This is a genomic window from Pseudomonas sp. L13, from assembly GCF_009935965.1.
Taxonomy (GTDB): Bacteria; Pseudomonadota; Gammaproteobacteria; order Pseudomonadales; family Pseudomonadaceae; genus Aquipseudomonas; species Aquipseudomonas lactis.
The window spans coordinates 18,979-44,675 of record NZ_QODJ01000023.1 but is presented as its reverse complement, the minus strand read 5'-3'; the positions used below and the strand labels follow the sequence as shown (position 1 = coordinate 44,675).

Genomic DNA, 25,697 nt, shown 5'->3' with positions numbered 1-25,697 from the left:
CTCAGGCAAACACCTGCAGGCTGCGCGGCGGCAACGCCACCCAGATGTCCTGGGCGCCCAGACGCGGCATGGCTTCCGGCGCCAGTTCAGCCAGCAACGGGTGGCCCGGTAACTGCTCCAGCTCAAAGCTCATGCGGCAGCGGTTGCCTAGAAAGGTGATCTCGCGAACCTTGGCCGGGAACAGGTTTTCTTCGTGCACCGGCGGGTTGACGCAAATGGCTTCCGGGCGGCAGAACAAGCGGCCGGACTGGGCGACACCCGCGTCCTCAGCCAGGCGCATGTTCAACCCACCCACCTGGGCATGGCTGGCGCTGTTACGGCTGAACGGCAACCAGTTGCCCTGGCCGACAAACTCCGCCACGAACGGCGTGGCCGGGCGGTCGTAGATTTCCTGGGGCGTGGCGTACTGCTCGACCTTACCGTTGTTCATCACGGCAATGCGGTCGGCCATCAACATGGCTTCGTCCTGGTTGTGGGTCACCATCAAGGTGGTGATGCCCAGACGCCGCTGCAGTTGGCGCAATTCGGTGCACAGGTGCTCGCGCACCCGGGCATCGAGGGCCGACATCGGCTCATCCAACAGCAGTAACGACGGCGCCGGCGCCAGTGCGCGGGCCAGGGCGACGCGCTGTTGCTGGCCGCCGGAGAGTTGACCGGGGTACTTCTTTTCGCTGCCCACCAGGCCGACCAGTTCGAGCATCTGCGCGACACGCTTGCGCACTTCATCGCGGCCGCTGCCGGTGAGGCCATAGCCGATGTTCGCTTCAACGCTGAGGTTGGGAAACAACGCGTAGGACTGGAACAGGATGCCGTAGTCCCGCGCCTGGGGTGGCAGCAGGGACACGTCCCGCTCGCCCAGGTAAAGCTCACCGCTGTCCTGGCGCTCCAGGCCGGCGATGCAGCGCAGCAGCGTGGTCTTGCCACAGCCGGAAGGGCCCAGCAGGCACACCAGCTCGCCGGCGGCGACGTCCAGGGAGACGTTGTCCAGCGCGGTGAACGCGCCAAAGCGTTTCTGGATTGCGCGCACTTTCATCGGTGCGCCGGGTTGGGTCAGGGCTGTGTGCATGGTGGCACCTCATCGAACGGATGAAGGCCATGCTAGGGAGGGAATGCGTAGCGGGTGTGGCAGAAAGGCAAAAGCAGGTGATAGTGGTATTGGTGGATTTGTGTAGGACTGGCGACCGCTATCGCAGGCAAGCCAGCTCCCACACTTGAATGGGTTCACACATCAAAATGTGGGAGCTGGCTTGCCTGCGATGGCCATTTAAAAGCCGCCATCAATATTCAGAGGGGTGACATTTCCTGCGCCAAGCCAAGGAACGCCGCCGGCAACCGCGCCCCCTTACGCTCCTTGAGGCAATACAGATACTCCGGAATCTGCGGTGCATTCTCGATGGTCAGCACGCGCAACTGCGGGTCGTGGGGCACTTCCTGGCGGGCAATGATGCTGATGCCGATATTGCGCAGCACGGCCTCGCGAATCGACTCACGGCTGCCAATCTCCAGCAACGGCCCGTACCCCACGCCCGCATTCTTCAACATCTCTTCCGTCAGCCTGCGGGTGGTGGAGCCCGCTTCACGCATCAGCAAGGTATGCCCGACTAGCGCGCTCAACGGTACGTGATCGAGCTTGGCCAACGGGTGATTACGGTGCACCGCCAGCACCAGCGGGTCGGTGCCCAGCACGCGGCGGATCAGCCGGGCGTCTTCCAGCAATTGCGATGAGGCTGCGACATCGACGCGGTAATCGTCCAGCGCTTCAAGCACCTGCTGGGAGTTGCCGATTTCCACCGAGACTTCCACCTGGGGCAGGCGCTCGCGAAAGGCTTTGACCAGATCGAGGATGTAATACGGCGCGGTTGCTGCAATTCTCAGCGCACCCTGGACCTGGCCGTTGTTGCGCAGGAAAAACTCGATATCCGCTTCCTGCTGCAACAGCGCCTTCACCATCGGTAGCAGCCGCGCGCCTTCGTCGCTGACGGTCAGGCGACGGCCGCCACGGTAGAACAACTCGACGCCATACTGGCTTTCCAGGTTGCGAATCTGGGTGGTCACCGTGGGCTGGCTCAGGCCGAGTTTCTTCGCCGCCTGGGTAATGCTGCCCAGGCGGGCGACCATGAAAAACGCCTTTAACTCAGCACTCAGCACACCACCCTCTCATCCGCTATTTGCGCACCAGGCGCAGGCCATTGAACACCACCAGCAGGCTCACGCCCATGTCGGCGAAGACTGCCATCCACATGGTCGCCATGCCCATGAACGTGACGGCCAGGAAGATCGCCTTGATCACCAGCGCCAGGGCGATGTTCTGCTTGAGGATACTCGACGTTTGCCGCGACAACCGAATGAAAGCCGGAATCTTGCGCAAATCATCGTCCATCAGCGCTACGTCGGCGGTCTCGATGGCGGTATCGGTGCCCGCTGCGGCCATGGCAAAGCCGATCTCGGCACGGGCCAGGGCCGGGGCGTCGTTGATACCGTCACCGACCATGCCCACCCGATGGCCCTGGCCGTAGAGGGTTTCGATGGCTTGCAGTTTGTCAGTGGGCAACAGGTCGCCCTGGGCCTGGTCGATACCGACCTGGGCCGCAATGGCCTGGGCGGTGTGGGTGTTGTCGCCGGTGAGCATCAGGGTCTTGATGCCCAGATCGTGCAATTGCTGGATAGCTTCGCGGCTGCTCTCCTTGACCGTGTCGGCCACGGCAAACAGCGCCAGCGGGCCGGACTTGTCCAGCAGCAACACCACGGACTTGCCTTGTTTTTCCAGGGCGAAGAGTTTCTCTTCCAAGGCCTCGGAACACAGGCCGAGGTCTTCCACCAGGCGGTGGTTACCCAGGTGATAGGTCTGACCGTTGATATCACCCCGCACACCACGCCCGGCCAGGGCCTCGAAGTTATCCACAGCATGAGTCGACAAGTTTTTATCCACAGCCGCGTTGGCAATCGCCAGGGACACCGGGTGGTCAGAACGCGATGCCAAGCTCGCGGCCAGGGCCGGCGCGCTGTCTTCGATATTCGGGAACAGCGGCAGGTAATCGGTTTGCACCGGTTTGCCGTGGGTGATGGTGCCGGTTTTGTCGAGGGCCAGGTAATCGAGCTTGTAGCCGCCCTCCAGGTACACGCCGCCCTTGATCAGGATGCCTTTACGCGCCGCTGCTGCCAGGCCGCTGACAATGGTCACCGGGGTGGAGATCACCAAGGCGCAAGGGCAGGCCACTACCAGCAGCACGAGGGCGCGGTAGATCCAGTCAAACCACACGCCCGCCATGAACAGCGGCGCAATCACCGCCACACCGAGGGCAAACAGGAAGACGGCCGGGGTGTAGACCTTGGAGAAACTGTCGACAAACCGCTGGGTCGGTGCGCGTGCGCCCTGGGCCTGTTCCACGGCGTGGATGATTCGCGCCAGGGTCGAATTGTTCGCCGCTGCGGTGACCTTGTACTCCAGGGAACCGGCCTGGTTGATGGTGCCGGCAAAGACTCTATCGCCCACGGTTTTCTCAATCGGCAGGCTTTCCCCGGTGATCGGTGCCTGGTCGATGGTGGACTGGCCGGCCGTGACTTCACCGTCGAGGCCGATGCGCTCGCCGGGTCTTACTCGGACAATCGCGCCAAGATCGATGCTTTTAACCTCTTGTTCCAGCCAGGAACCGTCGGCCTGGCGCACCGTGGCCTGTTCCGGGGTCATCTGCATCAGGCCGCTGATGGCGTTGCGCGCCCGGTCCAGGGACTTGGCCTCGATCAACTCGGCCACGGTGAACAGGAACATCACCATCGCCGCTTCCGGCCACTGGCCAATCAGGATCGCGCCCGTCACCGCGATGCTCATCAATGCATTGATATTGAGGTTGAGGTTCTTCAGGGCAATCCAGCCCTTCTTGTAGGTGGTAAGGCCGCCGCTGAGGATCGACACCAGCGCCACCAGCGCGATTACCCAGGTGGGCGCCACGCCGGTGAAATGCAGCACTTCGGCACCCAGGGCGCCCACGCCCGACACCGCCAACGGCCACCAATGCTTCTTGGCGGGCGGCGCGGCGGCGGGGCTGCCTTCTTCGATAGGGTCGGCCTGCATGCCGATGGACTTGATTGCCTCGATGATCGGCGCAGTGTTCGGCAGGTCATGGGTGACGCCGAGGATGCGGTTGATCAGGTTGAATTCCAGTTGCTGCACGCCAGCGAGCTTGCCCAGCTTGTTCTGGATCAGCGTCTGCTCGGTGGGGCAGTCCATGGCTTCGATGCGGAAGGTGCTCAGGCGCGAGCCGGCGGTAGGCGCTTCACTCAAGGTCACAATGGCAGGCCCGGCAGCGCCGGAACAGCAGGAACCGGAATGGCCGTGGTTATCCACAGGCGTGAGTTTGGCGGGCCCATGGTCATGTTTGTGATCATGGCCGTGATCGTGATCGTGATCGTGATCGTGATCATGCTTGTGGTCGTGCTTGTGCGGGGTATGAATGGAGTGGCTCATCAGGTCGCGTCCGTAAAGGTGCCTGTTGCCAAGTAAAGACCCTGTAGCCACTATAGGGTCAAGCACCCATTTGGAGATTGCTGCGATGAAGATCGGCGAACTGGCCAAACTCACCGATTGCCCGGTGGAAACCATCCGTTATTACGAGAAGGAAAACCTGCTGCCGCCCCCGGCCCGCACCGACGGCAACTACCGCGTGTACACCCAGGCGCACACCGAGCGGCTGACCTTTATCCGCAACTGCCGCAGCCTGGACATGACCCTGGAAGAAATCCGCAGCCTGCTGGGGCTGCGTGACAGCCCCCAGGACCAATGCGAAAGCGTAAATGCGTTGATCGACGAGCATATCCATCATGTGAAAGCGCGGATCGATGGATTGTTGGCCTTGCAGGAACAACTGCTGGACCTGCGCCAACGTTGCGGCGGTGGGAACCAGTGCGGGATCTTGCAGCAGTTGGAAGTCAGCGGAGGGATTGCGGCCAGCGAGGCCGAGCCTTCGCATGTGGGCAGAAGCCACGGGCACTAAACTCAAGCGAACACGCAACCTATGTGGGAGCTGGCTTGCCTGCGATAGCGGTGGGCCCGCGACATTGATGTCGCCTGACACTCCGCTATCGCAGGCAAGCCAGCTCCCACAGTTTTTTTTACCGCGATGGGCCGTTAGATAGCCACGTCAGCCTTGATGCTCGGGTCGGCGTCGTAACCCACGATTTCAAAGTCTTCGAACTTGTAGTCGTAGATCGAGGCAGGCTTACGCTTGATCACCAGTTCCGGCAGTTTTTTCGGCGTACGCGCCAACTGGGTCTGGATCTGTTCCATGTGGTTGCTGTAGGCGTGGGTGTCGCCGGTGGTGACGATGATCTCGTGGGGGATCAGGTCGCACTGCTGGGCCAGCATGTGGGTCAGCAACGCCAGCGCGGCGGTGTTGTACGGCAGGCCCAGGAACACATCGGAGCTGCGGATATACAGCTGCATCGACAGATGGCCGTCATGCACGAACGCCTGGTACAGCAAGTGGCACGGTGGCAGGGCTTGCTTGCCGTTACGCGCGTTTTCCTGCGGGCTCTGGGTTTCGTCCGGCAGGTATTCGACGTTCCAGCCGTGGAACAGGATGCGCCGGCTGTTGGGGTTGGTCTTGAGCGTGTGCACCATGTAGTCGATCTGGTTGATCGTGCCGCCGTCCTTGGTCGGCCAGGCGGTCCACTGCTCGCCGTACACCGGGCCCAGGTCGCCGTCTTCGGTGGCCCATTCGTCCCAGATCTTCACGCCATTTTCGTTGAGCCACTTGATGTTGGTGTTGCCGCTCAACATCCAGATCAGTTCGTTGGCGATGCTTTTGAAGTGCAGCTTCTTGGTGGTCAGCAGCGGGAAGCCGTCGGCCAAGTTGTGCCGATACTGACGCGCAAACACAGCCTTGGTGCCGGTGCCCGTGCGGTCGCCCTTGGTCAGGCCATTGGTCACGACGTCCTGCAGCAGTTCGAGGTATTGCTTCATGTTTTTACCCGTATCGTTGAAGCCAAGACCTCCTGGTCTTGGCATTCGAATTTAAAGCGCGGCGTTCTTCAGCGGCTGCGGGCGATTGTACGCCCACCACAGCATGCCCAGGCCCGCCAGAATCATCGGCAGGCTCAGCACCTGACCCATGGTCAGCCAGCCCCACGCCAGGTAGCCCAACTGCGCATCCGGCACCCGCACGAATTCGACGATGAAGCGGAAAATCCCGTAGAACAGCGCGAACATGCCCGACACGGCCATGGTTGGGCGTGGCTTGCGCGAGAAGATGTAGAGAATAAGGAACAGTGCCACACCTTCCAACGCGAACTGGTACAGCTGCGACGGGTGGCGCGGCAGTTGCGCCGGATCGCTGAACGGCGGGAACACCATCGCCCACGGCACGTCGGTCGGCTTGCCCCACAGCTCGGCGTTGATAAAGTTACCAATGCGCCCGGCGCCCAGGCCGATCGGCACGAAGGGGGCGACGAAGTCCATCAGTTGGAAGAACGACTTGCCATTGCGCCGGCCAAACCACCAGGCGGCAATCATCACGCCGATAAACCCGCCGTGGAACGCCATGCCGCCCTTCCACACTTCGAAGATCAGGGTCGGGTTGGCGAGATACGCAGACAGGTCGTAGAACAGCACATACCCCAGGCGCCCGCCGACGATCACGCCCATCGACATCCAGAACACCATGTCGGAGAGCTTCTCCTTGGTCCAGGTCGGGTCGAAACGGTTCAGGCGCCGGGAAGCCAGCAGCCAGGCACCGCCGATGCCGATCAGGTACATCAACCCGTACCAATGGATTTTCAGCGGACCGATGGCCAGGGCCACCGGGTCGATCTGCGGGTAAGGCAGCATTGCGACTCCTCGTTAAAACATTTAGTCATGACGCACCGGACCATGCCGATGTGCGATTAAGCCTGCGTTACAGCTGCGAGATCAAATTAAGAAGTTCACATACACACCAAACAGCCCGGCATGTTAACGGATCAGAGGTGCGCGGCCCAACTTCGAGACGATGGAACACCGGCGCGTCTGTGGGTAGAGTGGCAAAAACACAAAAGGGGTCACCCGATGTGCCTGATTGTTTTCGCCTGGCGACCGGGCCACGCCCAACCGCTGATCGTCGCGGCCAACCGCGATGAGTTCTACGCCCGTCCCAGCCTGCCACTGGCCCAGTGGGCGGATGCGCCCCAGGTCTACGCCGGCCGCGATCAGGAGGCCGGGGGCACTTGGCTGGGGGTGAACGCGGATGGGCGCTTTGCCGCCTTGACCAACATCCGCGACCCGCACCAGCCACCGGCACGCAAGTCTCGCGGCGAGCTGGTTGCGCGGTTTCTCAGCGGTTCGCTGCCGATCGACGATTATTTGGCCGATGTGAATGGACGCTCGATTGAATACGCCGGGTTCAACCTGCTGGTGGGCACGCGGGATGAGCTGTGGCACTACAACGCCAAGGACACCGAACCGACGCGGTTGAAGGCTGGGGTGTATGGGTTATCCAATGCCGGGTTGGATACGCCCTGGCCGAAGTTGCTAAAGGCCAAGGCGGCGTTCAGCGCAGTGCTGGAGAACCCCGAGCCGCAGGCCCTGCTGGAGATTCTGAGCGACCCGCAGACCGCGCCGTTTGCTGAACTGCCGGACACCGGCGTAGGCCTGGCGACTGAAAGCCTGCTGTCGAGCGTGTTTATCGCCAGCCCCAGTTACGGGACACGGGCGAGCACGGCGTTGATTGTGAATGCCGATGGGACGCGGCGGATGCTGGAGCGTAGCTTTGGCCCGCACGGGGGGCGGCTGGGTGAGGTCGAACTGGGAATTTGACGGCGACTGGATTGACGCTATCGCAGGCAAGCCAGCTCCCACAGGGGATTGCATTCCAAATGTGGGAGCTGGCTTGCCTGCGATGAAGGCGCCTCGGTTTAGAGGGTTTTGGCCGAGGCTGGGTTGATCATCCGGGTCAGCCCCAGGTTCTTCAACGCCAATTGCAGCGAGCTGTGGATAACTTGCGGGTTGTCGATGGTCATCAACTCGGCGAGCAAATCCTTGGCCCTGCTCAACTCCACCTGGCGCAGCATCCACTTCACTTTCGGCAAGTTGGTGGCGTTCATCGACAGGCTGTCAAAACCCATCGCCATCAACAGCACCGCCGCCGCCGGGTCGCCGGCCATTTCGCCGCAGATACTCACCGGTTTGCCTTCGGCATGGGCGTCGCGCACCACGTGTTGCAGCGCTTGCAGCACCGCTGGGTGCAGGTAGTCGTAGAGGTCGGCTACCCGTGGGTTGTTACGGTCCACGGCCAGCAGGTACTGGGTCAGGTCGTTGGAGCCCACCGACAGGAAGTCCACCTGCCGCGCCAGTTCCTTGGCCTGGTACACCGCCGCCGGGATTTCGATCATCACCCCAATCGGCGGCATCGGCACATCGGCGCCTTCGTCGCGCACTTCGCCCCAGGCACGGTGGATCAGGTGCAGGGCTTCTTCCAGTTCATGGGTGCCGGAGATCATCGGCAGCAGGATGCGCAGGTTGTTCAAGCCCTCGCTGGCCTTGAGCATGGCGCGGGTCTGGACGAGGAAGATTTCGGGATGGTCGAGGGTAACGCGAATACCGCGCCAGCCAAGGAAGGGGTTGTCTTCCTTGATCGGGAAATAGGACAGTGACTTATCGCCGCCAATATCAAGGCTGCGCATCGTCACCGGTAACGGGTGGAAGGCTTGCAGTTGCTCGCGATAAATCGCCAGCTGCTCCTTCTCGCTCGGGAAACGTTGGTTGATCATGAACGGCACTTCGGTGCGGTACAGACCCACCCCTTCGGCGCCGCGTTGTTGCGCACGGGCTACATCCGCCAGCAGGCCGGTGTTGACCAGCAGCGGTACGCGGTGGCCGTCGGGGGTGACACACGGCAGCTCGCGCAGCGAATCCAGGCCCTGGGCCAGTTGCTTCTCTTCTTCCACCACCTCGGCGTATTGCTTGCGCAGCACGTCGCTGGGGTTGGTGAACACCTCGCCGCGGTGCCCGTCGACGATCATGTCGATGCCATCGACCTTGGAATACGGCAGGTCCACCAGGCCCATCACCGTCGGGATACCCATGGCCCGGGCCAGGATCGCCACGTGGGAGTTACCCGAACCCAATACCGAGACCAGGCCCACCAGCTTGCCTTCAGGCACTTCGCCAAGCTGGGTGGCGGTCAATTCTTCACTGACCAAAATGGTGTTATCGGGGAAGACCATGTTGGTGCTGCGGTCTTCCTGCAGGTACGCCAGCAGGCGGCGCCCCAGGTCGCGCACATCCGATGCCCGCTCGCGCAGGTAGGCGTCGTCCATCATTTCGAAACGGTTGACGTGATCGGTGACCACCTGGCGCAACGCGCCCTGGGCCCACTGGCCGGTCTTGATCACGGTCTTGACTTCGTTACCCAGGGACGCGTCGTCGAGCATCATCTGGTACACGTCGAACAGCGCACGCTCTTCGGGGCGCAGCTGGGTCGCCAGCTTGGTCGACAGGTTGCGCATGTCGGCGCGCACGCCTTCGAGGGCGGTCTTGAACAGTTTGATCTCGGCGTCGATGTCGTGGACGGTCTTGTCCGGCACCACATCGAGGTCGGCGGGCGGCAGCATGACCACCGCGGTACCCACCGCGGCGCCTGGCGAACCCGGTACACCGACGAACTTGGCTTCCTGGATACCCTTGCCCTGGCGCCCCAGGCCGCGAATCGAGCCGGTGGCTTCGGCGTGGGCAATTACCCCGGCCAGTTGCGCGCTCATGGTCACCAGGAAGGCTTCTTCACCTTCGTCGAACTGGCGACGCTCTTTTTGCTGGATGACCAACACGCCGACAACGCGGCGGTGGTGAATGATCGGTGCACCCAGGAACGAGGCGTAGCGCTCTTCACCGGTTTCGGCAAAGTAGCGATAACGCGGGTGATCGGCCGCGTTCTCGAGGTTCAGGGGTTCTTCACGCGTCCCCACCAGGCCCACCAGACCTTCATTGGGCGCCATGCTGACCTTGCCGATGGAGCGCTTGTTCAAGCCCTCCGTGGCCATCAGCACAAAACGGTTGGTCTCGGGGTCCAGCAGGTAAACCGAGCAGACCTGGCTGCCCATGGCTTCCTTGACGCGCAACACAATAATCCCCAACGCCGCCTTGAGATCCTTGGCGGAGTTAACTTCCTGGACGATCTTGCGCAGCGTATTGAGCATGGCTCGGGGTCGAACTCCGTCGTCAGTCGCGCGCTAAAAGGCGCGGGGCAAGCTCTTTGAGAGCGCGACGATAAACCTCGCGCTTGAATGTCACCACCTGGCCCAACGGGTACCAATAGCTGACCCAGCGCCAGCCATCGAACTCCGGTTTACCGGTCAAATCCATCCGCACCCGCTGCTCGTTGGAGATCAGGCGCAAAAGAAACCATTTCTGCTTCTGGCCGATGCACAGCGGTTGGCTGTGGGTACGCACCAGGCGTTGCGGCAAACGATAGCGCAACCAGCCACGGGTACAGGCCAGAATTTGCACATCTTCGCGCTCAAGGCCGACTTCTTCGTTCAACTCACGGTACAAGGCGTCTTCAGGGGTTTCGTCGGGGTTGATTCCACCTTGAGGAAACTGCCAGGCATCTTGGTTGATTCGGCGAGCCCATAGCACCTGTCCGGCATCATTCGTCAGAATAATGCCGACATTAGGACGGAAACCATCGGGGTCGATCACGGCAACAACCTCGCAAACGCATGTCGCCGCATTGTTCCACAAAGGTTGTTCCAGCGGCAACGAGGCTTCTTACCTTATGTGCACTCTTGTGAAAAGACCGTATTCTGGACGCCTTTTTACAGACTTTTCAGCGAGTAACTGCAATGCGCCTGGCTTTATTCGACTTGGACAATACCCTTCTGGGCGGCGACAGCGATCACGCCTGGGGCGATTACCTTTGTGAACGCGGTTTTCTCGACCCGGTGGCCTACAAGGCCCGCAACGACGCGTTCTACGACGACTACCTGGCCGGCACGCTGGATAACGCCGCCTACTTGAACTTCTGCCTGGAAATCCTCGGCCGCACCGAGATGGCCCAGCTGGACGCGTGGCACAACGACTATATGCGCGACTGCATTGAGCCCATCATGCTCCCCAAGGCCGTCGAGCTGCTGGCCAAGCACCGCGCCGCCGGCGACAAGCTGGTGATCATCACCGCCACCAACCGCTTCGTCACCGCGCCGATTGCCGCACGCCTGGGCGTCGAGACCTTGATCGCCACCGAGTGCGAAATGGTGGACGGCCGCTATACCGGGCGCAGCACTGATGTGCCGTGCTTTCGTGAGGGCAAGGTGACACGTTTGAACCGTTGGTTGGAAGAAACCGGTTATAGCTTGGAAGACAGCTATTTCTACAGCGATTCGATGAATGATTTGCCGTTGTTGGAGCAGGTGACTCACCCGGTGGCAGTGGATCCGGATCCGAATTTGCGCGCTGAGGCTGAAAGGCGTGGCTGGCCGGTGATTACACTGCGCAGCTGAGAATGCTATCGCAGGCAAGCCAGCTCCCACATTTTGACCCTGTTCTCATGTGGGAACCCGGTCAAGTGTGGGAGCTGGCTTGCCTGCGATGAAGGCGACGCGGTTTCAAGCCCTATACCGGCTTGGCGCCCATAAGCCCTGCAATCGCCACAAACCCCACCAGACTGACCACCGCCAGCACCAGGGTGAAATTCAGGCTCCCGCCCTCGCCCTTGCGCAGCCGATTGAGCCGCGCCACCAGCCAGAACCAGGCCAGCGCCGCCACGGTGTAGAGGATGCTGGAACCCAAGATCCAGGTTTGCCCCAATGGCCAGCCGAGCAGGTGCACCAGCCACCAGCCGGTGAAGGGCATGCTCACCAGGCAAATGCCCATCAGCAGCCATACAAATGCCCAGGGGCGCTGCACGGTCGCAGCCGGGCCGGCGCTGCGTTTACGCCACGCCAATACCGCCAGGCCCAGGCCGCTGAGCAGCAGCAATACGGTGGCGGTGATGTGGATCACCTTGAGGGTGGTCAGCGTTTCCATGATCTCTATTCCTTATAGGCCGCTCAGTCAGCGTAGTCGCTCAACCGAGGAACAGCTGGTAAGCCGGGTTTTCGCTTTCATCCCAGTACGGGTAGCCGATTTGCGCCAAGGCCGCGGGAACCAGGTGACGCTCGTCCGCCGGTACCTGCAAGCCCGCCACCACTCGGCCGTCAGCCGCGCCGTGGTTGCGGTAGTGGAACATCGAGATGTTCCAGCGCCCGCCGAGTTTGTTGAGGAAGTTGAACAACGCCCCCGGCCGCTCCGGGAATTCGAAGCGAAACACCAACTCGTCGCTGACTCTGGCCGCATGCCCGCCGACCATATGGCGAATGTGCAACTTGGCCAGTTCGTTCTCAGTGAGGTCCAGCACCGGGAAACCCTGGCTGGTCAGGCTGGCCACCAAGGCGCTGCGCGGGTCGTTTTCCGGGTGGGTCTGCACGCCGACGAAGATGTGCGCTTCGCTGCCGGAGTGGTAGCGGTAATTGAATTCGGTGATCTGGCGCTTGCCCACCGCTTCGCAGAAGGCCTTGAAGCTGCCCGGCCGCTCGGGGATGGTCACCGCGATGATGGCTTCACGGCCTTCACCCAGTTCGGCGCGCTCGGCCACGTGGCGCAAACGGTCGAAGTTGACGTTGGCGCCCGAGTCGATGGCGACAAAGGCCTGGCCGCTGACGCCACGGGTCTCGACGTACTTTTTGATCCCGGCCACGCCCAGCGCGCCGGCCGGCTCGGTGATGGAGCGGGTGTCGTCGTAGATGTCCTTGATCGCCGCACAGATTTCATCGGTGCTGACGGTGATCACTTCATCCACGTAGTCTTTGCAAATGTCGAAGGTGTGCTGGCCGATCTGCGCCACCGCCACGCCGTCGGCGAAGATCCCCACAGTCGGCAATACCACGCGCTCGCCCGCCGCCATGGCGGCTTGCAGGCAGTTGGAGTCGTCCGGCTCCACGCCGATGACCTTGATCTCCGGGCGCAGGTATTTCACATACGCCGCAATCCCGGCGATCAGGCCACCGCCGCCCACCGGTACGAAAATCGCGTCCAGCGGCCCTGGGTGCTGGCGCAGGATTTCCATCGCCACGGTGCCCTGCCCGGCAATGGTGTGCGGATCATCATAGGGGTGGATATAGACGTAGCCTTTTTCGTCGACCAGCTTGAGCGAGTAGGCCAGGGCTTCCGGGAAGGAATCACCGTGCAACACCACTTTGCCGCCACGGGAGCGCACGCCTTCGACCTTGATCTCTGGGGTGGTCTTGGGCATCACGATGGTGGCTTTCACCCCCAGCACCTTGGCCGCCAGGGCCAGGCCCTGGGCATGGTTGCCGGCCGACGCGGTGACGACGCCGCGCGCACGTTCTTCGGCGCTGAGCTGGGTGAGCTTGTTGTAGGCGCCGCGAATCTTGAACGAGAACACCGGCTGCAAGTCTTCGCGCTTGAGCCAAATCTTGTTACCCAGCCGCTCGGAGAGCTGGCGGGCAGTCTGCAAGGGGGTTTCCACGGCGATGTCGTAAACGCGCGAGGTGAGGATTTTTTTGACGTAGTGTTCAAGCATCGGCAGGCATCTACTTCACGGGTTGGGCAGGGCCAAGGAGTCTAACCCAGCGTTTGGCCGGGCGACCACACGAATCCCGAGGTTTTGTTGGGTTATACTCGCCGCCCTCGTTAATTCCCCGCCCGTTCCGGAGCCCGCATGACCCAGGATCAACTCAAACAGGCAGTGGCCCAGGCCGCTGTCGATTTAATCCTTCCTAAACTCGACGACAAGAGCATCGTCGGTGTCGGCACCGGTTCCACCGCCAACTGCTTTATCGACGCACTGGCCCAGCACAAGGGCGCGTTCGACGGCGCCGTGGCCAGTTCCGAAGCCACCGCTGCCCGCCTCAAGGGCCATGGCATCCCGGTGTACGAGCTCAACACCGTGAGCGACCTGGAGTTCTACGTCGACGGCGCCGATGAAAGCGACGAGCACCTGAACCTGATCAAAGGCGGCGGCGCGGCCCTGACCCGCGAGAAGATCGTCGCGGCCGTGGCCAAGACCTTCATTTGCATCGCCGACGCGAGCAAGCTGGTGCCGGTGCTGGGCACATTCCCGTTGCCGGTGGAAGTCATCCCCATGGCCCGCAGCCACGTGGCCCGCGAGCTGGTGAAACTGGGCGGCGACCCGGTGTACCGCGAAGGCGTGTTGACCGACAACGGCAACATCATCCTCGACGTGTTCAATATGCAGATCACCAATCCGGTGGAACTCGAGACGCAGATCAACGCCATTGTGGGCGTGGTCACCAACGGCCTGTTCGCGGCGCGCCCGGCGGATGTATTGCTGCTGGGCACCCCGGAAGGCGTGAAAACCCTCAAAGCCTGACCCTGTGGGAGCCGGGCTTGCCCGCGATGCAGACGACTCGGTGTATCAATGGATACCGAGGCGATGCCATCGCAGGCAAGCCAGCTCCCACATGTGGTAGCGCTCGGCTTTAGAGCGATGTAACAAAAACGCTACTTTTCGCAGCACTCCTCGCCAAAACCGTGCGCTCTGTCACGGCATCCCCTGCCCCGCCTGGTATCCAATCGGATACAAATTACAGCCACGCGACCCACGCGTTTAACAATGCGCCAATTCGCAGCCGCCCATGGAATGAGGCGCGCATTGTGCAAAGGGTCTGGGCTTGAACGTCCCCCTCACCTCAAGGAAGACCTTGTGATAAAGCCTCTAGCCCTCGCCATCAGCGTTGCCGGTGCCCTGCTGTCCACGCATACCCAAGCCTACGATTACGGCCAGCACGCCAACACCACCCTGGAAAAACTGATCAACGATTACCCTGGCCGTTATCGCGGCACGGCCAATTTTGCCGGGGCCGCCGACTGGATGCAAAGCCAGATGGGTACGGCCTATAACATCAGCCGCCAAGACTTCACCTGGAACAACGGCAGCCGGGCTTCGCAAAACGTGGTGGCCTATGCCGCTGGCACCAAGCCCCAGTACGTGGTGATTGGCGCGCATTTCGATACGTACTTCGGCCGCCCGACCCTGCAAGGCCTGGATGACAACGGTTCCGGCGCCAGCGTGTTGACCGAGGTGGCGAAGAATCTCGGCGGCCTGTCACTGGAGAATGGCCTGCAAATCGTTGGCTTCGGCGCCGAAGAAGAAGGCCTGCGCGGCTCCCGGGCCTTTGTCGACTCACTCAGCGCCAGCCAGCGCGCCAATATGCTCGCGATGATCAACCTCGACAGCCTGATCACCGGCGACATGATGTATGCCCATGCCGGCCAGAACAGCACCGCCAACCCGGCCTTGGCCTCCTTGCGCGAGCACACCTTTCAGATCGCCAAGGAGTTGAACATCCCCTTGTTCAGCAACCCCGGCCTCGACCCGCAGTACCCGAAGGGCACGGGCTGCTGCAGCGATGGTGAGGCGTTCGAACCGCTGAATATCCCGATCCTTTATATAGAGGCTACCAACTGGGAGCTGGGCGACCTGGACGGCTACACCCAGACCGACAACCCGAAAATCCCCGGCGGCTCGACCTGGCACGACCCGAACGAAGACAACAAAGCCGTTTTGACCGATGCGTTCGGCCAGGCGCGCATCGACCAGCGCCTGCGTGACTATTCACGCCTGCTCAGCCGGCTGGTGCTGGAACTGACCAACGCCGACCTGATGGCCTCGACCGCTTCCGGCGGTGCGGTTGCGCGCAATATGCAGGACAACCTGCAGCGCCAGCATCAGGCCCTGGTACGCCTGCATGATCGCCGCTGGCTGACCCTGCAAGCGGCCAGCCGCGAGGTGGGCAGCTTTGATGGCGAGATCGGCGTGGATGGCGAATACAACCCGGACAGCGGCTTCGACAACGCCCCCAACCCCGAAGCCCGGCGCCTGGGCCTGCATGCCCTCGGCGACTACCAACTGACTTCAAGCCTGAATATCGGCGCCAGCCTCAGCTACCTCAATGGGCGCGACAAACTGGAGCATCGCGGCAAGCTCGACAGCGACACCTGGCAGGCAGCCGTCTATGCGCTGCTCAACGATGGCGGGCGAAGCTGGCTGGCCGGTGACCTGAGCGTGGGCCACACGCGCTTCGATTCCAAGCGCAACCTGGTCATCCAGGCCAATGGCGGGCCTATCCTGCTCAACCAGCAACTGACGGGCGACACCGATGCCCTGGCGTTGGGCGCACGGGTGCTGGGTGGCTATGACTTTGAGTTTGGCGCGATCAAGAGCGGGCCGTTCGCCGGCCTGGACTACAGCCATTACCGTATCGACAAGTTCCACGAAAAGCAGAACCTGCGCACGGCCTTGGAGTACCAAGAGCAGTCTTTCGACTCCCTGGAAGCCAGCCTCGGCTGGCGCGTGCGCGGCGCTGTTGCCCTGCCCTATGGCCTGAACCTGATGCCCTACGGCGACATCGCCTGGGTCAAGGAATTGGCCGATGGCCGCCTGGACGACCTGCAACTCAGCGCACGCGCCGATGGCCAGGCCCGCACCGCCAGGCTGGGCTCAGTGGACAAGAGCTTTGCTCGTGCACAACTCGGCAGCCAGCTGGCGATCACCCCACAGTTGGGGGTGTTTGCCGAGGTCAATGGTCGCCTGGGGCATGCCGAAGGCAGCCAGACCGGTTATTCGCTGGGTGTGCAATGGATGTTCTGATCAGGGTTTCTTGAACACGTAAAACAGGTTCGGCTCGCTGACCATATACAGCGTGCCGTCGTCATCCATGGCGATCCCTTCGGCCTGGGGCACGCGCTTGCTCAGGCCATGGCGCCCTTTAAGCAACGACAAACTGCTTAGAGGGCGACCATCAATATCGAGCTCCAGCACCAGAAACGACTCATCCGACAGCGCCAACAGATGGCCGCTGCGCTCGTCGTATTGCAGGCTCGACAGGTCGCGCACAAACAGCCCGGCATCGCGCTTGGGGTTGTTGATCACATGCACCGAATAGGTTTTTTCCGGTTTGAAATGGGGAAACCCATGCACCTCGTAGATCAGCATGGGGTCGCGTTCCTTGGCCACGAACAAGCGCTTGCCCACCGAATCGTAGGCCAACCCCTCAAAGCCCTTGTTGCCGCCAACGTGCACGCCCAGGGTCATTTGCTCTGCATCGGCAGCATCTAGGAACTTGGTATCGTCATCCACATGCACCTTGATCAAGCGCTGCTGGCGCTCATCGCTGATGACGTAGATGTTGTCGCTGATAAATTCAACCGCCTCGGCATCGCCAAAGCCCACCAGGGGAATGCGCCGCAGGATCTTGCCCTCCAGGGACAACTCGACCAGTTCGGCGTTTTTATTGGTGACGGTAAACAGGCTCTTGCGCACCGGGTCGTAGGTCAGGGCCGAGACATCATCGTCGAGCCCTTCGATCACCTGGCCTTCGAGGGTGACGCGGTAATCCGCCAAGCCAATGGCACGCTCATCAGCCGGCTGGTACCACACCCGCCAGTTGAACCAGGCACGTTCGAACAGACGGAACTGCTGTGCCACCAGCCCGGCAGCGACCAGGGCGAGCAACAGCAGGATAAAAACAGCAGGTTTGGGGCGGGCAAATCGACGCATCGGGGCGGGCTCAGAGAAAAAACTGGCGAATAGATATCAAGGTCGCCTGAATTTAAACTTAAACGCACCGGACTGTCTGGCGAATGCCGTTTATAAAGAAAAGTCTGACGTAATTCGTCGATTACTTCTGTTTTTCAAAACGATAGAACAGGTTTGGCTCACTGACCATGTACAGATTGCCGCTCTCGTCCAGGGTCACGCCTTCGGCGCGTGGGATCGTATCTTTGAGGCCATTGAAGCCGCCCAGCAAGGTCATGAAGCTGACTTGCTCACCCTTTTCATCCAGTTCCAAGAGCAGGTGGGAGTCGGCCGACAGCACCAGCAAATGCCCGGTACGTGGGTCGATGGACAGGGCCGACAGGTTGCGCACATCCAGTTCGGTGCTGGCCAGTTTTTGCTTGTCGCCGGTCAGCGTGTTGCCATCGCTTTTCCAGGTGAACAACGCCGGCGGGCGCTCTTCGCCCAACACAAGTTGCTGGTTGCGCTTGTCCCAGGTGACGCCTTCAAAGGCTTTGTTCTGGTCTTTGGACGGGCCCAGGTCATGGCTGGGGAAATCGGCCTTGTTCAGCGCGGTGGTGCTGGCGTCCACCTTGACCACGGTGAGGCTGTGATCGCGTTCATCGACCACCGCCATCAAGCCGTTTTCCATCACCGTCACGCCTTCCGGGTTGTTCCAGCCGTTGAGCGGCATCTTGCGCAACACATCGCCTTGCAGGCTCAGTTCGACCAGGAAGGGGTTCTTGCCCATCACTGAAAACAGGGTTTTGGTCTGCGGGTTATAGGACAGGTCTGATGCCTCGTCCTTCTCCATACCGGGCAGCAACTTGGCGTCGATCACCGCGTGATAGTCCGGCAGCCACACACTTTCCCGGCGTTCGGCCGAACTCTCGAAACGCTCCAGCACCCACAGCACACCGCGATCGTCCCAGTGCATGGCCCAGGCGACGCCATACAAAATGGCACCCGCCAAAAATACCCAGGAATACCAGCGCATGGACAAGCGAGAGCGGAGCGAGGTTTTCGAAGTGGGCAGAGGCACGGCCATTGAGCGCTTTTCCGGAAAAGTCAGCTGTAGGGGATAGCACAGGATTCAAGGATCTGCGCGCAAGAGCAGGGAATTATCCGGATGGCGTGTGAAAAAAATGCAAAACGCCGGATTCTGCAGATGTGCACAAACAACTGTGGGAGCGGGCTTGCCCGCGATTGAGGGCGTTCAGTCAACTATTCAGTGACTGTCACACCGCCATCGCGGGCAAGCCCGCTCCCACAGTTTGATCTCTGTTTGGCAGTGATTTAGCGCACGACGCTTTCGAAGCGGTTCACACCTGCCAGCTCCAACACCACTTCATCGCCCACATTCAACGGGCCTACACCCGCCGGGGTGCCGGTCAGGATCACGTCACCCGCTTGCAGGGAGAAGCAACCCGCCATGTACTGGATCATCGGCACAATCGGGTTGAGCATCTGCGCGCTGTTGCCGTCCTGGCGCACTTCGCCGTTGATGCTCAGGCGAATGCCGATATCGGTCACGTCCGCAAAGGTACTGCTGACCACGAAGGGGGCAATCACCGCCGCGCCATCGAACGACTTGGCGATTTCCCACGGCAAGCCCTTGGCTTTGAGCTCGGCCTGTTTGTCGCGCAGGGTCAGGTCCAGGGCCGGGGCGAAGCCGGAGATGGCGTCCAGCACTTCTTCCCGGCTCGGCTTGGCGGACAAGGGCTTGCCGATCAACACGGCGATTTCCGCTTCGTAGTGCACCGAACCGCGTTCGGTCGGTATGGCAAAACCGCCTTCCAACGGCACCACGCAGCTGCCCGGCTTGATGAACAGCAGCGGCTCGGTAGGCACCGGGTTGTCCAGTTCCTTGGCGTGTTCGGCGTAGTTACGCCCGATGCACACCACTTTACCCACCGGGAAGTGGATATTGGTGCCGTCGACATACTTGTGCTGGTAGCTCATGGAACGACTCCTTCAGGTGCGGTTAAACAGCGAAGATCTTGCCGGGGTTCATGATCCCGTTAGGGTCGAACACGGCTTTGACGGCTTTCATGTATTCGATTTCAACCGGTGAACGGCTGTAGGTCAGGTAATCGCGCTTGGTCATGCCCACCCCGTGCTCGGCGGAGATCGAGCCGTTGTACTTGGCGACAGTCTCGAACACCCACTTGTTCACAGTGGCGCACTTGGCAAAGAACTCGTCTTTGCTCAGGTTTTCCGGCTTGAGGATGTTCAGGTGCAGGTTGCCGTCACCGATATGGCCGAACCAGACGATTTCGAAATCCGGGTAGTGTTCACCGACGATCGCGTCAATTTCGCTCAGGAAGGCCGGCACTTTCGAAACGGTCACCGAGATGTCGTTCTTATACGGCGTCCAGTGGGAAATGGTTTCGGAGATGTACTCGCGCAGCTTCCACAGGTTGTGCAGTTGGGTTTCGCTCTGGCTCATCACGCCATCCAGCACCCAGCCCTGTTCCACGCAATGCTCGAAGGTTTCCAGGGCGTGGTTGGCGACTTCTTCGGTGGTGGCTTCGAATTCCAGCAACGCGTAGAACGGGCACTCGGTTTCGAACGGTGCCGGCACGTCGCCACGGCCGAGGACTTTGGCCAGGGCCTTGTCGGAAAAGAACTCGAAGGCGGTCAGGTCCAGCTTGCTCTGGAAGGCGTGCAGCACCGGCATGATCGAATCGAAATCAGTCGTGCCGAGCACCATGGCCGTGAGGTTCTTTGGCGCACGGTCCAGGCGCATGGTGGCTTCGACCACAAAGCCCAGGGTGCCCTCGGCGCCGATAAACAGCTGGCGCATGTCGTAGCCGGTGGCGTTCTTGATCAGGTCGCGGTTCAGCTCCAGCACATCGCCTTTACCGGTGACGACTTTCATGCCGGCCACCCAGTTGCGGGTCATACCGTAGCGAATCACCTTGATCCCGCCGGCGTTGGTGCCGATATTGCCGCCAATCTGACTGGAACCGGACGAGGCGAAGTCCACCGGGTAATACAGGCCGTTTTCTTCAGCGACGTTCTGCAACTGCTTGGTGACCACACCCGGCTGGCACACGGCGGTGCGGTCGGTGAGGTTCACGTCGAGGATCTGGTTCATATAGTCGAACGACACCACCACTTCGCCATTGGCGGCCACGGCAGCCGCCGACAAGCCGGTGCGCCCACCCGATGGCACCAGCGCCACCTTGTGTTCATTGGCCCAGCGTACGATGGCCTGCACCTGCTCGGTGGTCTTGGGGAACACGATGGCGGTGGGCGCGGGTGCGAAGTGCTTGGTCCAATCCTTGCCGTAAGCCTCCAGGGAGTCGGCGTCGGTCAGCACTTTGCCGGGCTCAACCAGGGTCTTTAGCTCATCAATCAGGGCAGGATGGGTCATCGACAGAACTCTCGAACAATTCATGGTCATCCTGAGAACGCTTCACGTCGCAGGAATAGGTGTTTAGCGGGGTGCGTATGCTAGCATACCGCCCCCGCAGGACAGACCCAAAGGGCGTTTCTGCGGTGACGGCTTTCCTGCCGTCCGGGTCAGCTTAAGCGATCCGATTCCCTGCCATTTTTCTCCGGGATACAGGTTTACGCAGATGAGCAAGACTTCTCTCGATAAGAGCAAGATCAAGTTCCTTCTTCTGGAAGGCGTCCACCCATCGGCTGTCGACGTTCTGAAAGCCGCCGGGTACACCAGCATTGAGTACATCACCAGTTCTCTGCCGGAAGCCCAGCTCAAGGAAAAGATCGCCGACGCGCACTTTATCGGCATTCGCTCCCGCACTCAGCTGACCGAAGAGATCTTCGACCACGCCAAGAAGCTCGTGGCTGTCGGCTGTTTCTGCATCGGCACCAACCAGGTCGACCTCAATGCAGCGCGCGAGCGCGGCATCGCGGTGTTCAACGCACCGTACTCCAACACCCGCTCCGTTGCGGAACTGGTGCTGGCCGAGGCCATCCTGCTGCTGCGCGGTATCCCTGAGAAGAACGCTTCCTGCCACCGTGGCGGCTGGATCAAGAGCGCGGCCAACTCCTTCGAAATCCGCGGCAAGAAGCTGGGTATCGTCGGCTACGGCTCGATCGGCACGCAATTGTCGGTATTGGCTGAAGGCCTGGGCATGCAGGTGTTCTTCTACGACACCCTGACCAAGCTGCCATTGGGCAACGCCACCCAAGTAGCCAGCCTGACCGAGCTGCTGGGCATGTCCGACATCGTCACTCTGCACGTTCCGGAAACGGCCGAGACTCAGTGGATGATCGGCGAGAAGGAAATCCGCGCCATCAAGAAAGGCGGGATCCTGATCAACGCCGCTCGCGGCACCGTGGTCGAGCTGGACGCCCTGGCCGACGCGATCAAGGACAAGCACCTGATCGGCGCTGCCATCGACGTGTTCCCGGTGGAGCCGCGCTCCAACGATGACATCTTCGAAAGCCCGCTGCGTGGCCTGGACAACGTGATCCTGACCCCGCACATCGGCGGCTCCACCGCTGAAGCCCAAGCCAACATCGGCCTGGAAGTTTCGGAAAAACTGGTCAAGTACAGCGACAACGGTACCTCGGTATCGTCGGTCAACTTCCCGGAAGTGGCCCTGCCGGCTCACCCGGGCAAGCACCGTCTGCTGCACATCCACCAGAACATTCCGGGCGTGATGATGGAGATCAACAAGGTCTTCGCGGAAAACGGCATCAACATCTCCGGTCAGTTCCTGCAGACCAACGAGAAGGTCGGCTACGTGGTGATCGACGTCGACGCCGAGTATTCGGACCTGGCGCAAGAGAAGCTGCAGCACATCAACGGCACTATTCGTAGCCGCGTGCTTTTCTAAACCCTCGATGTAGGAGCGGGCTTGCCCGCGAAGATCGTCAACGATAACGCGGGGAACCTGACTCCCCGCGCCGCTCTCTGGTTTTTCGCGAGCAAGCTCGCTCCTACCAATAAAAAACGGGAGCCCTGCAAAGGGCTCCCGTTTTTTATTTGACGTTAACGGTGATCACTTTCGATGCAACAGTGGGTTCGAACTGGCGATGTACGTTGTCGCCGGCCACCAGTTGCAGGGTGTGCTTGCCCGGCGTCAGGGTCAGCTCGGTTTCGGTTTGCGCCTTGCCAAAGTGAATCGAGGTGGCGGTGGCCGGGATTGCCTCGTTGGCATTGAGCGCCCCCACTTCCTGGTCCACCAGCAGGTGGTGGTGACCGGCGTTAGGCACTTGCTTGTCGATCGGCTCCAGGTCCAGCTTCTTGACGCCGAATTTGACGGTGAAGGTTTTATCGACGGTGGCACCATCTTTCGGCGAGACGATAAACACTTCGGCACCTTCAGGTGCAGGCGTACGAGGAAGGTCTGCGGCGCTGGCCAACAGTGAGGTACCCAGCAAAAGGCTGGCAATGGTTGCACGGGACAATAGGGCTTTCATTCGCTTCTCCAGTTTTTCGGTGAAATCTGTAGGGTTATGACAACTTCGCGATAAATTGCGGTCCAAGGCACCCGATACCATAGCAAAACGATGCTCAATGGCGCCTCGCCTGTATGAATTCTTTAGGAGTGACCATGCGCTTTTCGCCTGGCCTGTTGCTGTTGCTTGCTCTTCTGAGCCCCTTGGCCCATGCCGAACTGATTGACGACGTCAACGATCGCGGTGAACTGCGCATCGCCCTGGAAGCCAACACCCCGCCGTACAATTTCAAAGAGGGCGATAGACTCGCCGGCTTTGAAGTAGAACTGGGTGAACTGCTGGCCCAGGAAATGGAGGTGCGCTCCTCGTTTATCACCACCGATAACGCCGACCTGCTATCCGGCGTGGAAACCGGTAAGTACGACGTGGCCATTAACCATATGGCTATGACTGCCGAGCTTGAGGATCGTTTCGATTTCAGTGAGGCTTATCACCAGAAGCCGGAATTGGCGATCCCGTTTCAGAAGGGCAACCCGGCGTTCAAAAGCAGTTTGAACGGGGCGTTGAAGCGGGTTAAGGACGATGGCCGGTTGAAGGCGCTGACAAAGAAGTGGTTTGAGATGTAGTAAATGTGGGAGCTGGCTTGCCTGCGATAGCGGTGTATCGGCACCTGATGTGTAACTGACAGACCGCTATCGCAGGCAAGCCAGCTCCCACATTTGATCTGTTTAAGCTTCTTAAAGCTGCGTGAGAGCCATCGCTGCCTCAGGCAACTGCAGCTCACTGAACACCTGCACACCATGGCGCTTGAGCAGTGCCACGGTGACGCCTTCGCCACTGACCTTCACCCCACTGAAGGTGCCGTCATAGGTCAACAGATTGCCGCAGGACGGGCTGTTGGCCTTGAGAATGGCGATGCGGATGTGATGGCGTTGCACCAGCGCCAAGGCTTGGCGGGCACCGTCGAGAAAGGCGCTGGTGAAGTCTTCGCCCTCGGCGGTCAGCACCTGGGCGCGGCCTTCCCACACGTCGATGCCCTGCCCGCCGGGGATTTCGGCCGACGGGCGCGGTGTGGGCAAGCCGCCCGCCACTTCCGGGCAGATGGCAACCACGCGGCCTTCAGCTTGCCACGCCGCCAGTTGGTCGAATGGGCCGCTGGCCCCGCCGTCATAGCGCACCTTGTGCCCGAGCAGGCAACGGCTGACCAGAATCTTTTCCATGCTCAAAACGGCTCGTTGCCCCGCCGGCGAAACCAGCCCGTCAGGGACAGGCGTTCGCGCGTAGCGGGCAGGACTTCGTGGGGCACCTCGCCCGACAGGAATACCACCAGGCAACCCCCGGTGGGCACCACGTCGTATTCGACACCGCCCTTGAGGTACATGCGCAGTTGGCCGCCGTGCTCGGGCAGCCAGGCGTCGTTCAAGTAGATCACCGCCGAGACCATGCGCCGGTCGTCATCGCGGAAACGGTCCACATGCTTGAGGTAAAACGCCCCTGGCGGGTACATCGCGAAGTGGCTTTCGAAATCTTCCAGGCCCAGGAACAGGCTGCGATTCATCGCCAGGCGCAGGCCGTCCATCACGCCCATGTAGGTGTCGCAGATAGGCGCGTCACCCTCCTCCAGCCACTGGATATGGTCACCGCGAATGCCTTCGCGAATCTCCTGGGCTGGTCCACGGCCGACGGCCGCGGGTGCCAGTTCACCCTGCGCCGCACGTTTACGGCACTCAGCCGCCAGCTCCAGGGTCAGAGCCTGGGGCAGGAAGCCATTTTGCTGCGACCAGCCTTTTTCGGCCAGGTCGTCGACGATGCGTTGCAGCAGCGGGTGATCGAGGGGTATTTGCATGGCGCGCATAGTATCCATACGCCTGTAAATCCGACAGCGCCGTTGAGCGTCTGAATACACTTTAGTCAGGTGACTGATAGGACTTCTCGACAAATCCTACGCCCGACACGGACAATAGTGGCCGACTGACAGGAGTCCTTATGCGTCGTTTGTTTTTTTCTGTGTTGATGTTCTGCGTTTTGCCCGCTTGGGCAGACGGCCATGACCAGTTGTACAAGGTCGCCGGCTGGGCCGAACAACGTGCGCACTTCAATGACGCCCTCAGTGCCGCCCAGCAGCGCTACCGCAATAGCCTGCCGCCAGTGGTGTACCAGGCGCTGGTGGACAACAGCAATAAACGCTTTGCCGCCCAGGCCATGGACCAGCGTGCCGAGGCGCAACTGCGCAAGCACTTGCCCGACCCGAAACCTGCCCTGGCGTTTTTCCAATCGCCTCTGGGCCGCAAGATCGTCGCCGCCGAGTTGCTTGCCACGCGCCGCGACCAACTGGCAAAGAACGCCCAGGGCCTGCCCAAACTCGAAGCCGATGCCACCCGCAGCCTGATCATCGGCCACCTGGCCCAGGCCCTGCCTGCCCGCGAGGCCGGTGCCGAGGTCAGCCTGGCGATTGCGGGTGTGGCGGCCGACAGCTTGAGCCAGATGATCCCCGGCCTGCTCGGCGGCGGTCAGGCGCAAGGCATGTTGAATGGCCAGCGCGAGCGGCTGATGCAGCAGATCGACAAGGATTTGAACAACACCTTGCTGTATGTGTACCGGGATTTGTCCGACCCGGAGCTGGAAGAGTTCGCCACCTTTGCCGAGTCGCCGGAGGGTAAGGCGTATTACCAGGCTGCCCTGGCGGCCATTCGCGCAGGGCTGGCCGTTGGCCAAAGCACCTCAAGCCTGGCTCAGTAAACCATGTGGCTTGCCTGCGATTGCGGTATGTCAGTT

24 protein-coding genes are annotated in these 25,697 nt (G+C 61.1%); 8 read left to right on the top strand and 16 right to left on the bottom strand.

What is annotated here, in order from left to right:
- Nucleotide 1: 1 nt before the first annotated feature.
- The 3 genes from DK871_RS13650 to DK871_RS13640 all read right to left on the bottom strand — a co-directional run bounded on the left by DK871_RS13650 (nucleotide 2) and on the right by DK871_RS13640 (nucleotide 4,465).
- Nucleotides 2-1,066, bottom strand: a complete 1,065-nt coding sequence (locus DK871_RS13650) for a putative 2-aminoethylphosphonate ABC transporter ATP-binding protein (protein WP_003195180.1) — start codon at nucleotides 1,064-1,066, stop codon at nucleotides 2-4.
- Nucleotides 1,067-1,284: 218 nt separating this feature from the next.
- Nucleotides 1,285-2,148: a LysR family transcriptional regulator gene (locus DK871_RS13645; RefSeq protein WP_161905410.1), complete on the bottom strand. Its 864-nt coding sequence runs from the start codon at nucleotides 2,146-2,148 to the stop codon at nucleotides 1,285-1,287.
- A gap of 16 nt (nucleotides 2,149-2,164) precedes the next feature.
- Nucleotides 2,165-4,465, bottom strand: coding sequence for a heavy metal translocating P-type ATPase (locus tag DK871_RS13640; protein ID WP_161905409.1), 2,301 nt, complete (start codon nucleotides 4,463-4,465; stop codon nucleotides 2,165-2,167).
- 85 nt (nucleotides 4,466-4,550) lie between these two features.
- Here DK871_RS13640 and cadR point away from each other — a divergent pair, with 85 nt between their 5' ends.
- On the top strand, nucleotides 4,551-4,991 hold the full coding sequence (gene cadR, locus DK871_RS13635) for a Cd(II)/Pb(II)-responsive transcriptional regulator (protein ID WP_003195185.1): 441 nt from the start codon (nucleotides 4,551-4,553) through the stop codon (nucleotides 4,989-4,991).
- Between the two features lie 134 nt (nucleotides 4,992-5,125).
- Here the strand turns inward: cadR and DK871_RS13630 are convergent, their stop codons facing one another.
- Complete coding sequence (locus DK871_RS13630) at nucleotides 5,126-5,959, bottom strand: thymidylate synthase (RefSeq protein ID WP_014720362.1); 834 nt, start codon at nucleotides 5,957-5,959, stop codon at nucleotides 5,126-5,128.
- A gap of 51 nt (nucleotides 5,960-6,010) precedes the next feature.
- A complete protein-coding gene (gene lgt / locus DK871_RS13625; RefSeq protein ID WP_003195189.1) occupies nucleotides 6,011-6,823 on the bottom strand; it encodes a prolipoprotein diacylglyceryl transferase in 813 nt (270 codons plus the stop codon).
- 216 nt (nucleotides 6,824-7,039) lie between these two features.
- Here lgt and DK871_RS13620 point away from each other — a divergent pair, with 216 nt between their 5' ends.
- Nucleotides 7,040-7,786 carry an NRDE family protein gene (locus tag DK871_RS13620; RefSeq protein WP_161905408.1) on the top strand — a complete coding sequence of 249 codons (747 nt, stop codon included), beginning with the start codon at nucleotides 7,040-7,042 and terminating at the stop codon, nucleotides 7,784-7,786.
- A gap of 98 nt (nucleotides 7,787-7,884) precedes the next feature.
- Here the strand turns inward: DK871_RS13620 and ptsP are convergent, their stop codons facing one another.
- Nucleotides 7,885-10,164, bottom strand: coding sequence for a phosphoenolpyruvate--protein phosphotransferase (gene ptsP, locus DK871_RS13615; RefSeq protein ID WP_116667619.1), 2,280 nt, complete (start codon nucleotides 10,162-10,164; stop codon nucleotides 7,885-7,887).
- A gap of 22 nt (nucleotides 10,165-10,186) precedes the next feature.
- Nucleotides 10,187-10,666: an RNA pyrophosphohydrolase gene (locus DK871_RS13610; RefSeq protein WP_003176750.1), complete on the bottom strand. Its 480-nt coding sequence runs from the start codon at nucleotides 10,664-10,666 to the stop codon at nucleotides 10,187-10,189.
- A gap of 143 nt (nucleotides 10,667-10,809) precedes the next feature.
- Here DK871_RS13610 and DK871_RS13605 point away from each other — a divergent pair, with 143 nt between their 5' ends.
- Nucleotides 10,810-11,466: an HAD family phosphatase gene (locus tag DK871_RS13605; RefSeq protein WP_161905407.1), complete on the top strand. Its 657-nt coding sequence runs from the start codon at nucleotides 10,810-10,812 to the stop codon at nucleotides 11,464-11,466.
- A 112-nt stretch (nucleotides 11,467-11,578) separates the two neighbouring features.
- Here DK871_RS13605 and DK871_RS13600 read toward each other — a convergent pair whose 3' ends face one another.
- Together DK871_RS13600 and ilvA are read right to left on the bottom strand one after the other, a co-directional pair.
- Nucleotides 11,579-11,992 carry a DUF2269 family protein gene (locus DK871_RS13600; RefSeq protein ID WP_014720366.1) on the bottom strand — a complete coding sequence of 138 codons (414 nt, stop codon included), beginning with the start codon at nucleotides 11,990-11,992 and terminating at the stop codon, nucleotides 11,579-11,581.
- 40 nt (nucleotides 11,993-12,032) lie between these two features.
- A complete protein-coding gene (gene ilvA / locus DK871_RS13595; protein ID WP_161905406.1) occupies nucleotides 12,033-13,547 on the bottom strand; it encodes a threonine ammonia-lyase, biosynthetic in 1,515 nt (504 codons plus the stop codon).
- A 138-nt stretch (nucleotides 13,548-13,685) separates the two neighbouring features.
- Here ilvA and rpiA point away from each other — a divergent pair, with 138 nt between their 5' ends.
- Together rpiA and DK871_RS13585 are read left to right on the top strand one after the other, a co-directional pair.
- Nucleotides 13,686-14,357 (top strand): ribose-5-phosphate isomerase RpiA, encoded by a 672-nt coding sequence (rpiA, locus tag DK871_RS13590; RefSeq protein WP_003195201.1) that lies wholly within the window; start codon nucleotides 13,686-13,688, stop codon nucleotides 14,355-14,357.
- A 333-nt stretch (nucleotides 14,358-14,690) separates the two neighbouring features.
- Nucleotides 14,691-16,637: an autotransporter domain-containing protein gene (locus DK871_RS13585; RefSeq protein WP_161905405.1), complete on the top strand. Its 1,947-nt coding sequence runs from the start codon at nucleotides 14,691-14,693 to the stop codon at nucleotides 16,635-16,637.
- On the opposite strand, the gene DK871_RS13580 is transcribed toward DK871_RS13585, so the two are convergent.
- The 4 genes from DK871_RS13580 to DK871_RS13565 form a co-directional block, all read right to left on the bottom strand.
- Complete coding sequence (locus DK871_RS13580) at nucleotides 16,638-17,546, bottom strand: SdiA-regulated domain-containing protein (RefSeq protein WP_161905404.1); 909 nt, start codon at nucleotides 17,544-17,546, stop codon at nucleotides 16,638-16,640.
- Nucleotides 17,547-17,667: 121 nt separating this feature from the next.
- The gene (locus DK871_RS13575; RefSeq protein ID WP_161905403.1) at nucleotides 17,668-18,591 is read right to left on the bottom strand and encodes an SdiA-regulated domain-containing protein; all 924 of its coding nucleotides are present in this window, start codon (nucleotides 18,589-18,591) and stop codon (nucleotides 17,668-17,670) included.
- 248 nt (nucleotides 18,592-18,839) lie between these two features.
- Nucleotides 18,840-19,505 (bottom strand): fumarylacetoacetate hydrolase family protein, encoded by a 666-nt coding sequence (locus tag DK871_RS13570; protein ID WP_034128983.1) that lies wholly within the window; start codon nucleotides 19,503-19,505, stop codon nucleotides 18,840-18,842.
- Between the two features lie 22 nt (nucleotides 19,506-19,527).
- On the bottom strand, nucleotides 19,528-20,922 hold the full coding sequence (locus DK871_RS13565; protein WP_003195210.1) for an FAD-binding oxidoreductase: 1,395 nt from the start codon (nucleotides 20,920-20,922) through the stop codon (nucleotides 19,528-19,530).
- 205 nt (nucleotides 20,923-21,127) lie between these two features.
- On the opposite strand from DK871_RS13565, the gene serA reads away from it, so the two are divergent.
- On the top strand, nucleotides 21,128-22,357 hold the full coding sequence (serA, locus tag DK871_RS13560; protein WP_003195214.1) for a phosphoglycerate dehydrogenase: 1,230 nt from the start codon (nucleotides 21,128-21,130) through the stop codon (nucleotides 22,355-22,357).
- A 145-nt stretch (nucleotides 22,358-22,502) separates the two neighbouring features.
- Here serA and DK871_RS13555 read toward each other — a convergent pair whose 3' ends face one another.
- A complete protein-coding gene (locus DK871_RS13555; protein WP_161905402.1) occupies nucleotides 22,503-22,943 on the bottom strand; it encodes a DUF4399 domain-containing protein in 441 nt (146 codons plus the stop codon).
- Between the two features lie 134 nt (nucleotides 22,944-23,077).
- Here DK871_RS13555 and DK871_RS13550 point away from each other — a divergent pair, with 134 nt between their 5' ends.
- On the top strand, nucleotides 23,078-23,548 hold the full coding sequence (locus DK871_RS13550; RefSeq protein WP_161905401.1) for a transporter substrate-binding domain-containing protein: 471 nt from the start codon (nucleotides 23,078-23,080) through the stop codon (nucleotides 23,546-23,548).
- Nucleotides 23,549-23,659: 111 nt separating this feature from the next.
- On the opposite strand, the gene DK871_RS13545 is transcribed toward DK871_RS13550, so the two are convergent.
- A complete protein-coding gene (locus DK871_RS13545) occupies nucleotides 23,660-24,142 on the bottom strand; it encodes a DUF523 domain-containing protein (RefSeq protein WP_161905400.1) in 483 nt (160 codons plus the stop codon).
- Between the two features lie 2 nt (nucleotides 24,143-24,144).
- Nucleotides 24,145-24,777: a 2OG-Fe(II) oxygenase gene (locus DK871_RS13540; RefSeq protein ID WP_003195222.1), complete on the bottom strand. Its 633-nt coding sequence runs from the start codon at nucleotides 24,775-24,777 to the stop codon at nucleotides 24,145-24,147.
- Between the two features lie 131 nt (nucleotides 24,778-24,908).
- Between DK871_RS13540 and DK871_RS13535 the strand changes: the two genes are divergently transcribed.
- Nucleotides 24,909-25,661 (top strand): DUF2059 domain-containing protein, encoded by a 753-nt coding sequence (locus tag DK871_RS13535; RefSeq protein ID WP_032894643.1) that lies wholly within the window; start codon nucleotides 24,909-24,911, stop codon nucleotides 25,659-25,661.
- The last annotated feature ends 36 nt before the right edge of the window (nucleotides 25,662-25,697 follow it).

Coding starts and splice junctions, on each gene's coding strand:
- DK871_RS13650 (WP_003195180.1), bottom strand. CDS start 1,066: ATGCACACAGCCCTGACCCAACCCGGCGCACCGATGAAAGTGCGCGCA.
- DK871_RS13640 (WP_161905409.1), bottom strand. CDS start 4,465: ATGAGCCACTCCATTCATACCCCGCACAAGCACGACCACAAGCATGAT.
- cadR (WP_003195185.1), top strand. CDS start 4,551: ATGAAGATCGGCGAACTGGCCAAACTCACCGATTGCCCGGTGGAAACC.
- DK871_RS13630 (WP_014720362.1), bottom strand. CDS start 5,959: ATGAAGCAATACCTCGAACTGCTGCAGGACGTCGTGACCAATGGCCTG.
- lgt (WP_003195189.1), bottom strand. CDS start 6,823: ATGCTGCCTTACCCGCAGATCGACCCGGTGGCCCTGGCCATCGGTCCG.
- DK871_RS13620 (WP_161905408.1), top strand. CDS start 7,040: ATGTGCCTGATTGTTTTCGCCTGGCGACCGGGCCACGCCCAACCGCTG.
- ptsP (WP_116667619.1), bottom strand. CDS start 10,164: ATGCTCAATACGCTGCGCAAGATCGTCCAGGAAGTTAACTCCGCCAAG.
- DK871_RS13605 (WP_161905407.1), top strand. CDS start 10,810: ATGCGCCTGGCTTTATTCGACTTGGACAATACCCTTCTGGGCGGCGAC.
- DK871_RS13600 (WP_014720366.1), bottom strand. CDS start 11,992: ATGGAAACGCTGACCACCCTCAAGGTGATCCACATCACCGCCACCGTA.
- ilvA (WP_161905406.1), bottom strand. CDS start 13,547: ATGCTTGAACACTACGTCAAAAAAATCCTCACCTCGCGCGTTTACGAC.
- rpiA (WP_003195201.1), top strand. CDS start 13,686: ATGACCCAGGATCAACTCAAACAGGCAGTGGCCCAGGCCGCTGTCGAT.
- DK871_RS13580 (WP_161905404.1), bottom strand. CDS start 17,546: ATGCGTCGATTTGCCCGCCCCAAACCTGCTGTTTTTATCCTGCTGTTG.
- DK871_RS13575 (WP_161905403.1), bottom strand. CDS start 18,591: ATGGCCGTGCCTCTGCCCACTTCGAAAACCTCGCTCCGCTCTCGCTTG.
- DK871_RS13570 (WP_034128983.1), bottom strand. CDS start 19,505: ATGAGCTACCAGCACAAGTATGTCGACGGCACCAATATCCACTTCCCG.
- DK871_RS13565 (WP_003195210.1), bottom strand. CDS start 20,922: ATGACCCATCCTGCCCTGATTGATGAGCTAAAGACCCTGGTTGAGCCC.
- serA (WP_003195214.1), top strand. CDS start 21,128: ATGAGCAAGACTTCTCTCGATAAGAGCAAGATCAAGTTCCTTCTTCTG.
- DK871_RS13555 (WP_161905402.1), bottom strand. CDS start 22,943: ATGAAAGCCCTATTGTCCCGTGCAACCATTGCCAGCCTTTTGCTGGGT.
- DK871_RS13550 (WP_161905401.1), top strand. CDS start 23,078: ATGCGCTTTTCGCCTGGCCTGTTGCTGTTGCTTGCTCTTCTGAGCCCC.
- DK871_RS13545 (WP_161905400.1), bottom strand. CDS start 24,142: ATGGAAAAGATTCTGGTCAGCCGTTGCCTGCTCGGGCACAAGGTGCGC.
- DK871_RS13540 (WP_003195222.1), bottom strand. CDS start 24,777: ATGCGCGCCATGCAAATACCCCTCGATCACCCGCTGCTGCAACGCATC.
- DK871_RS13535 (WP_032894643.1), top strand. CDS start 24,909: ATGCGTCGTTTGTTTTTTTCTGTGTTGATGTTCTGCGTTTTGCCCGCT.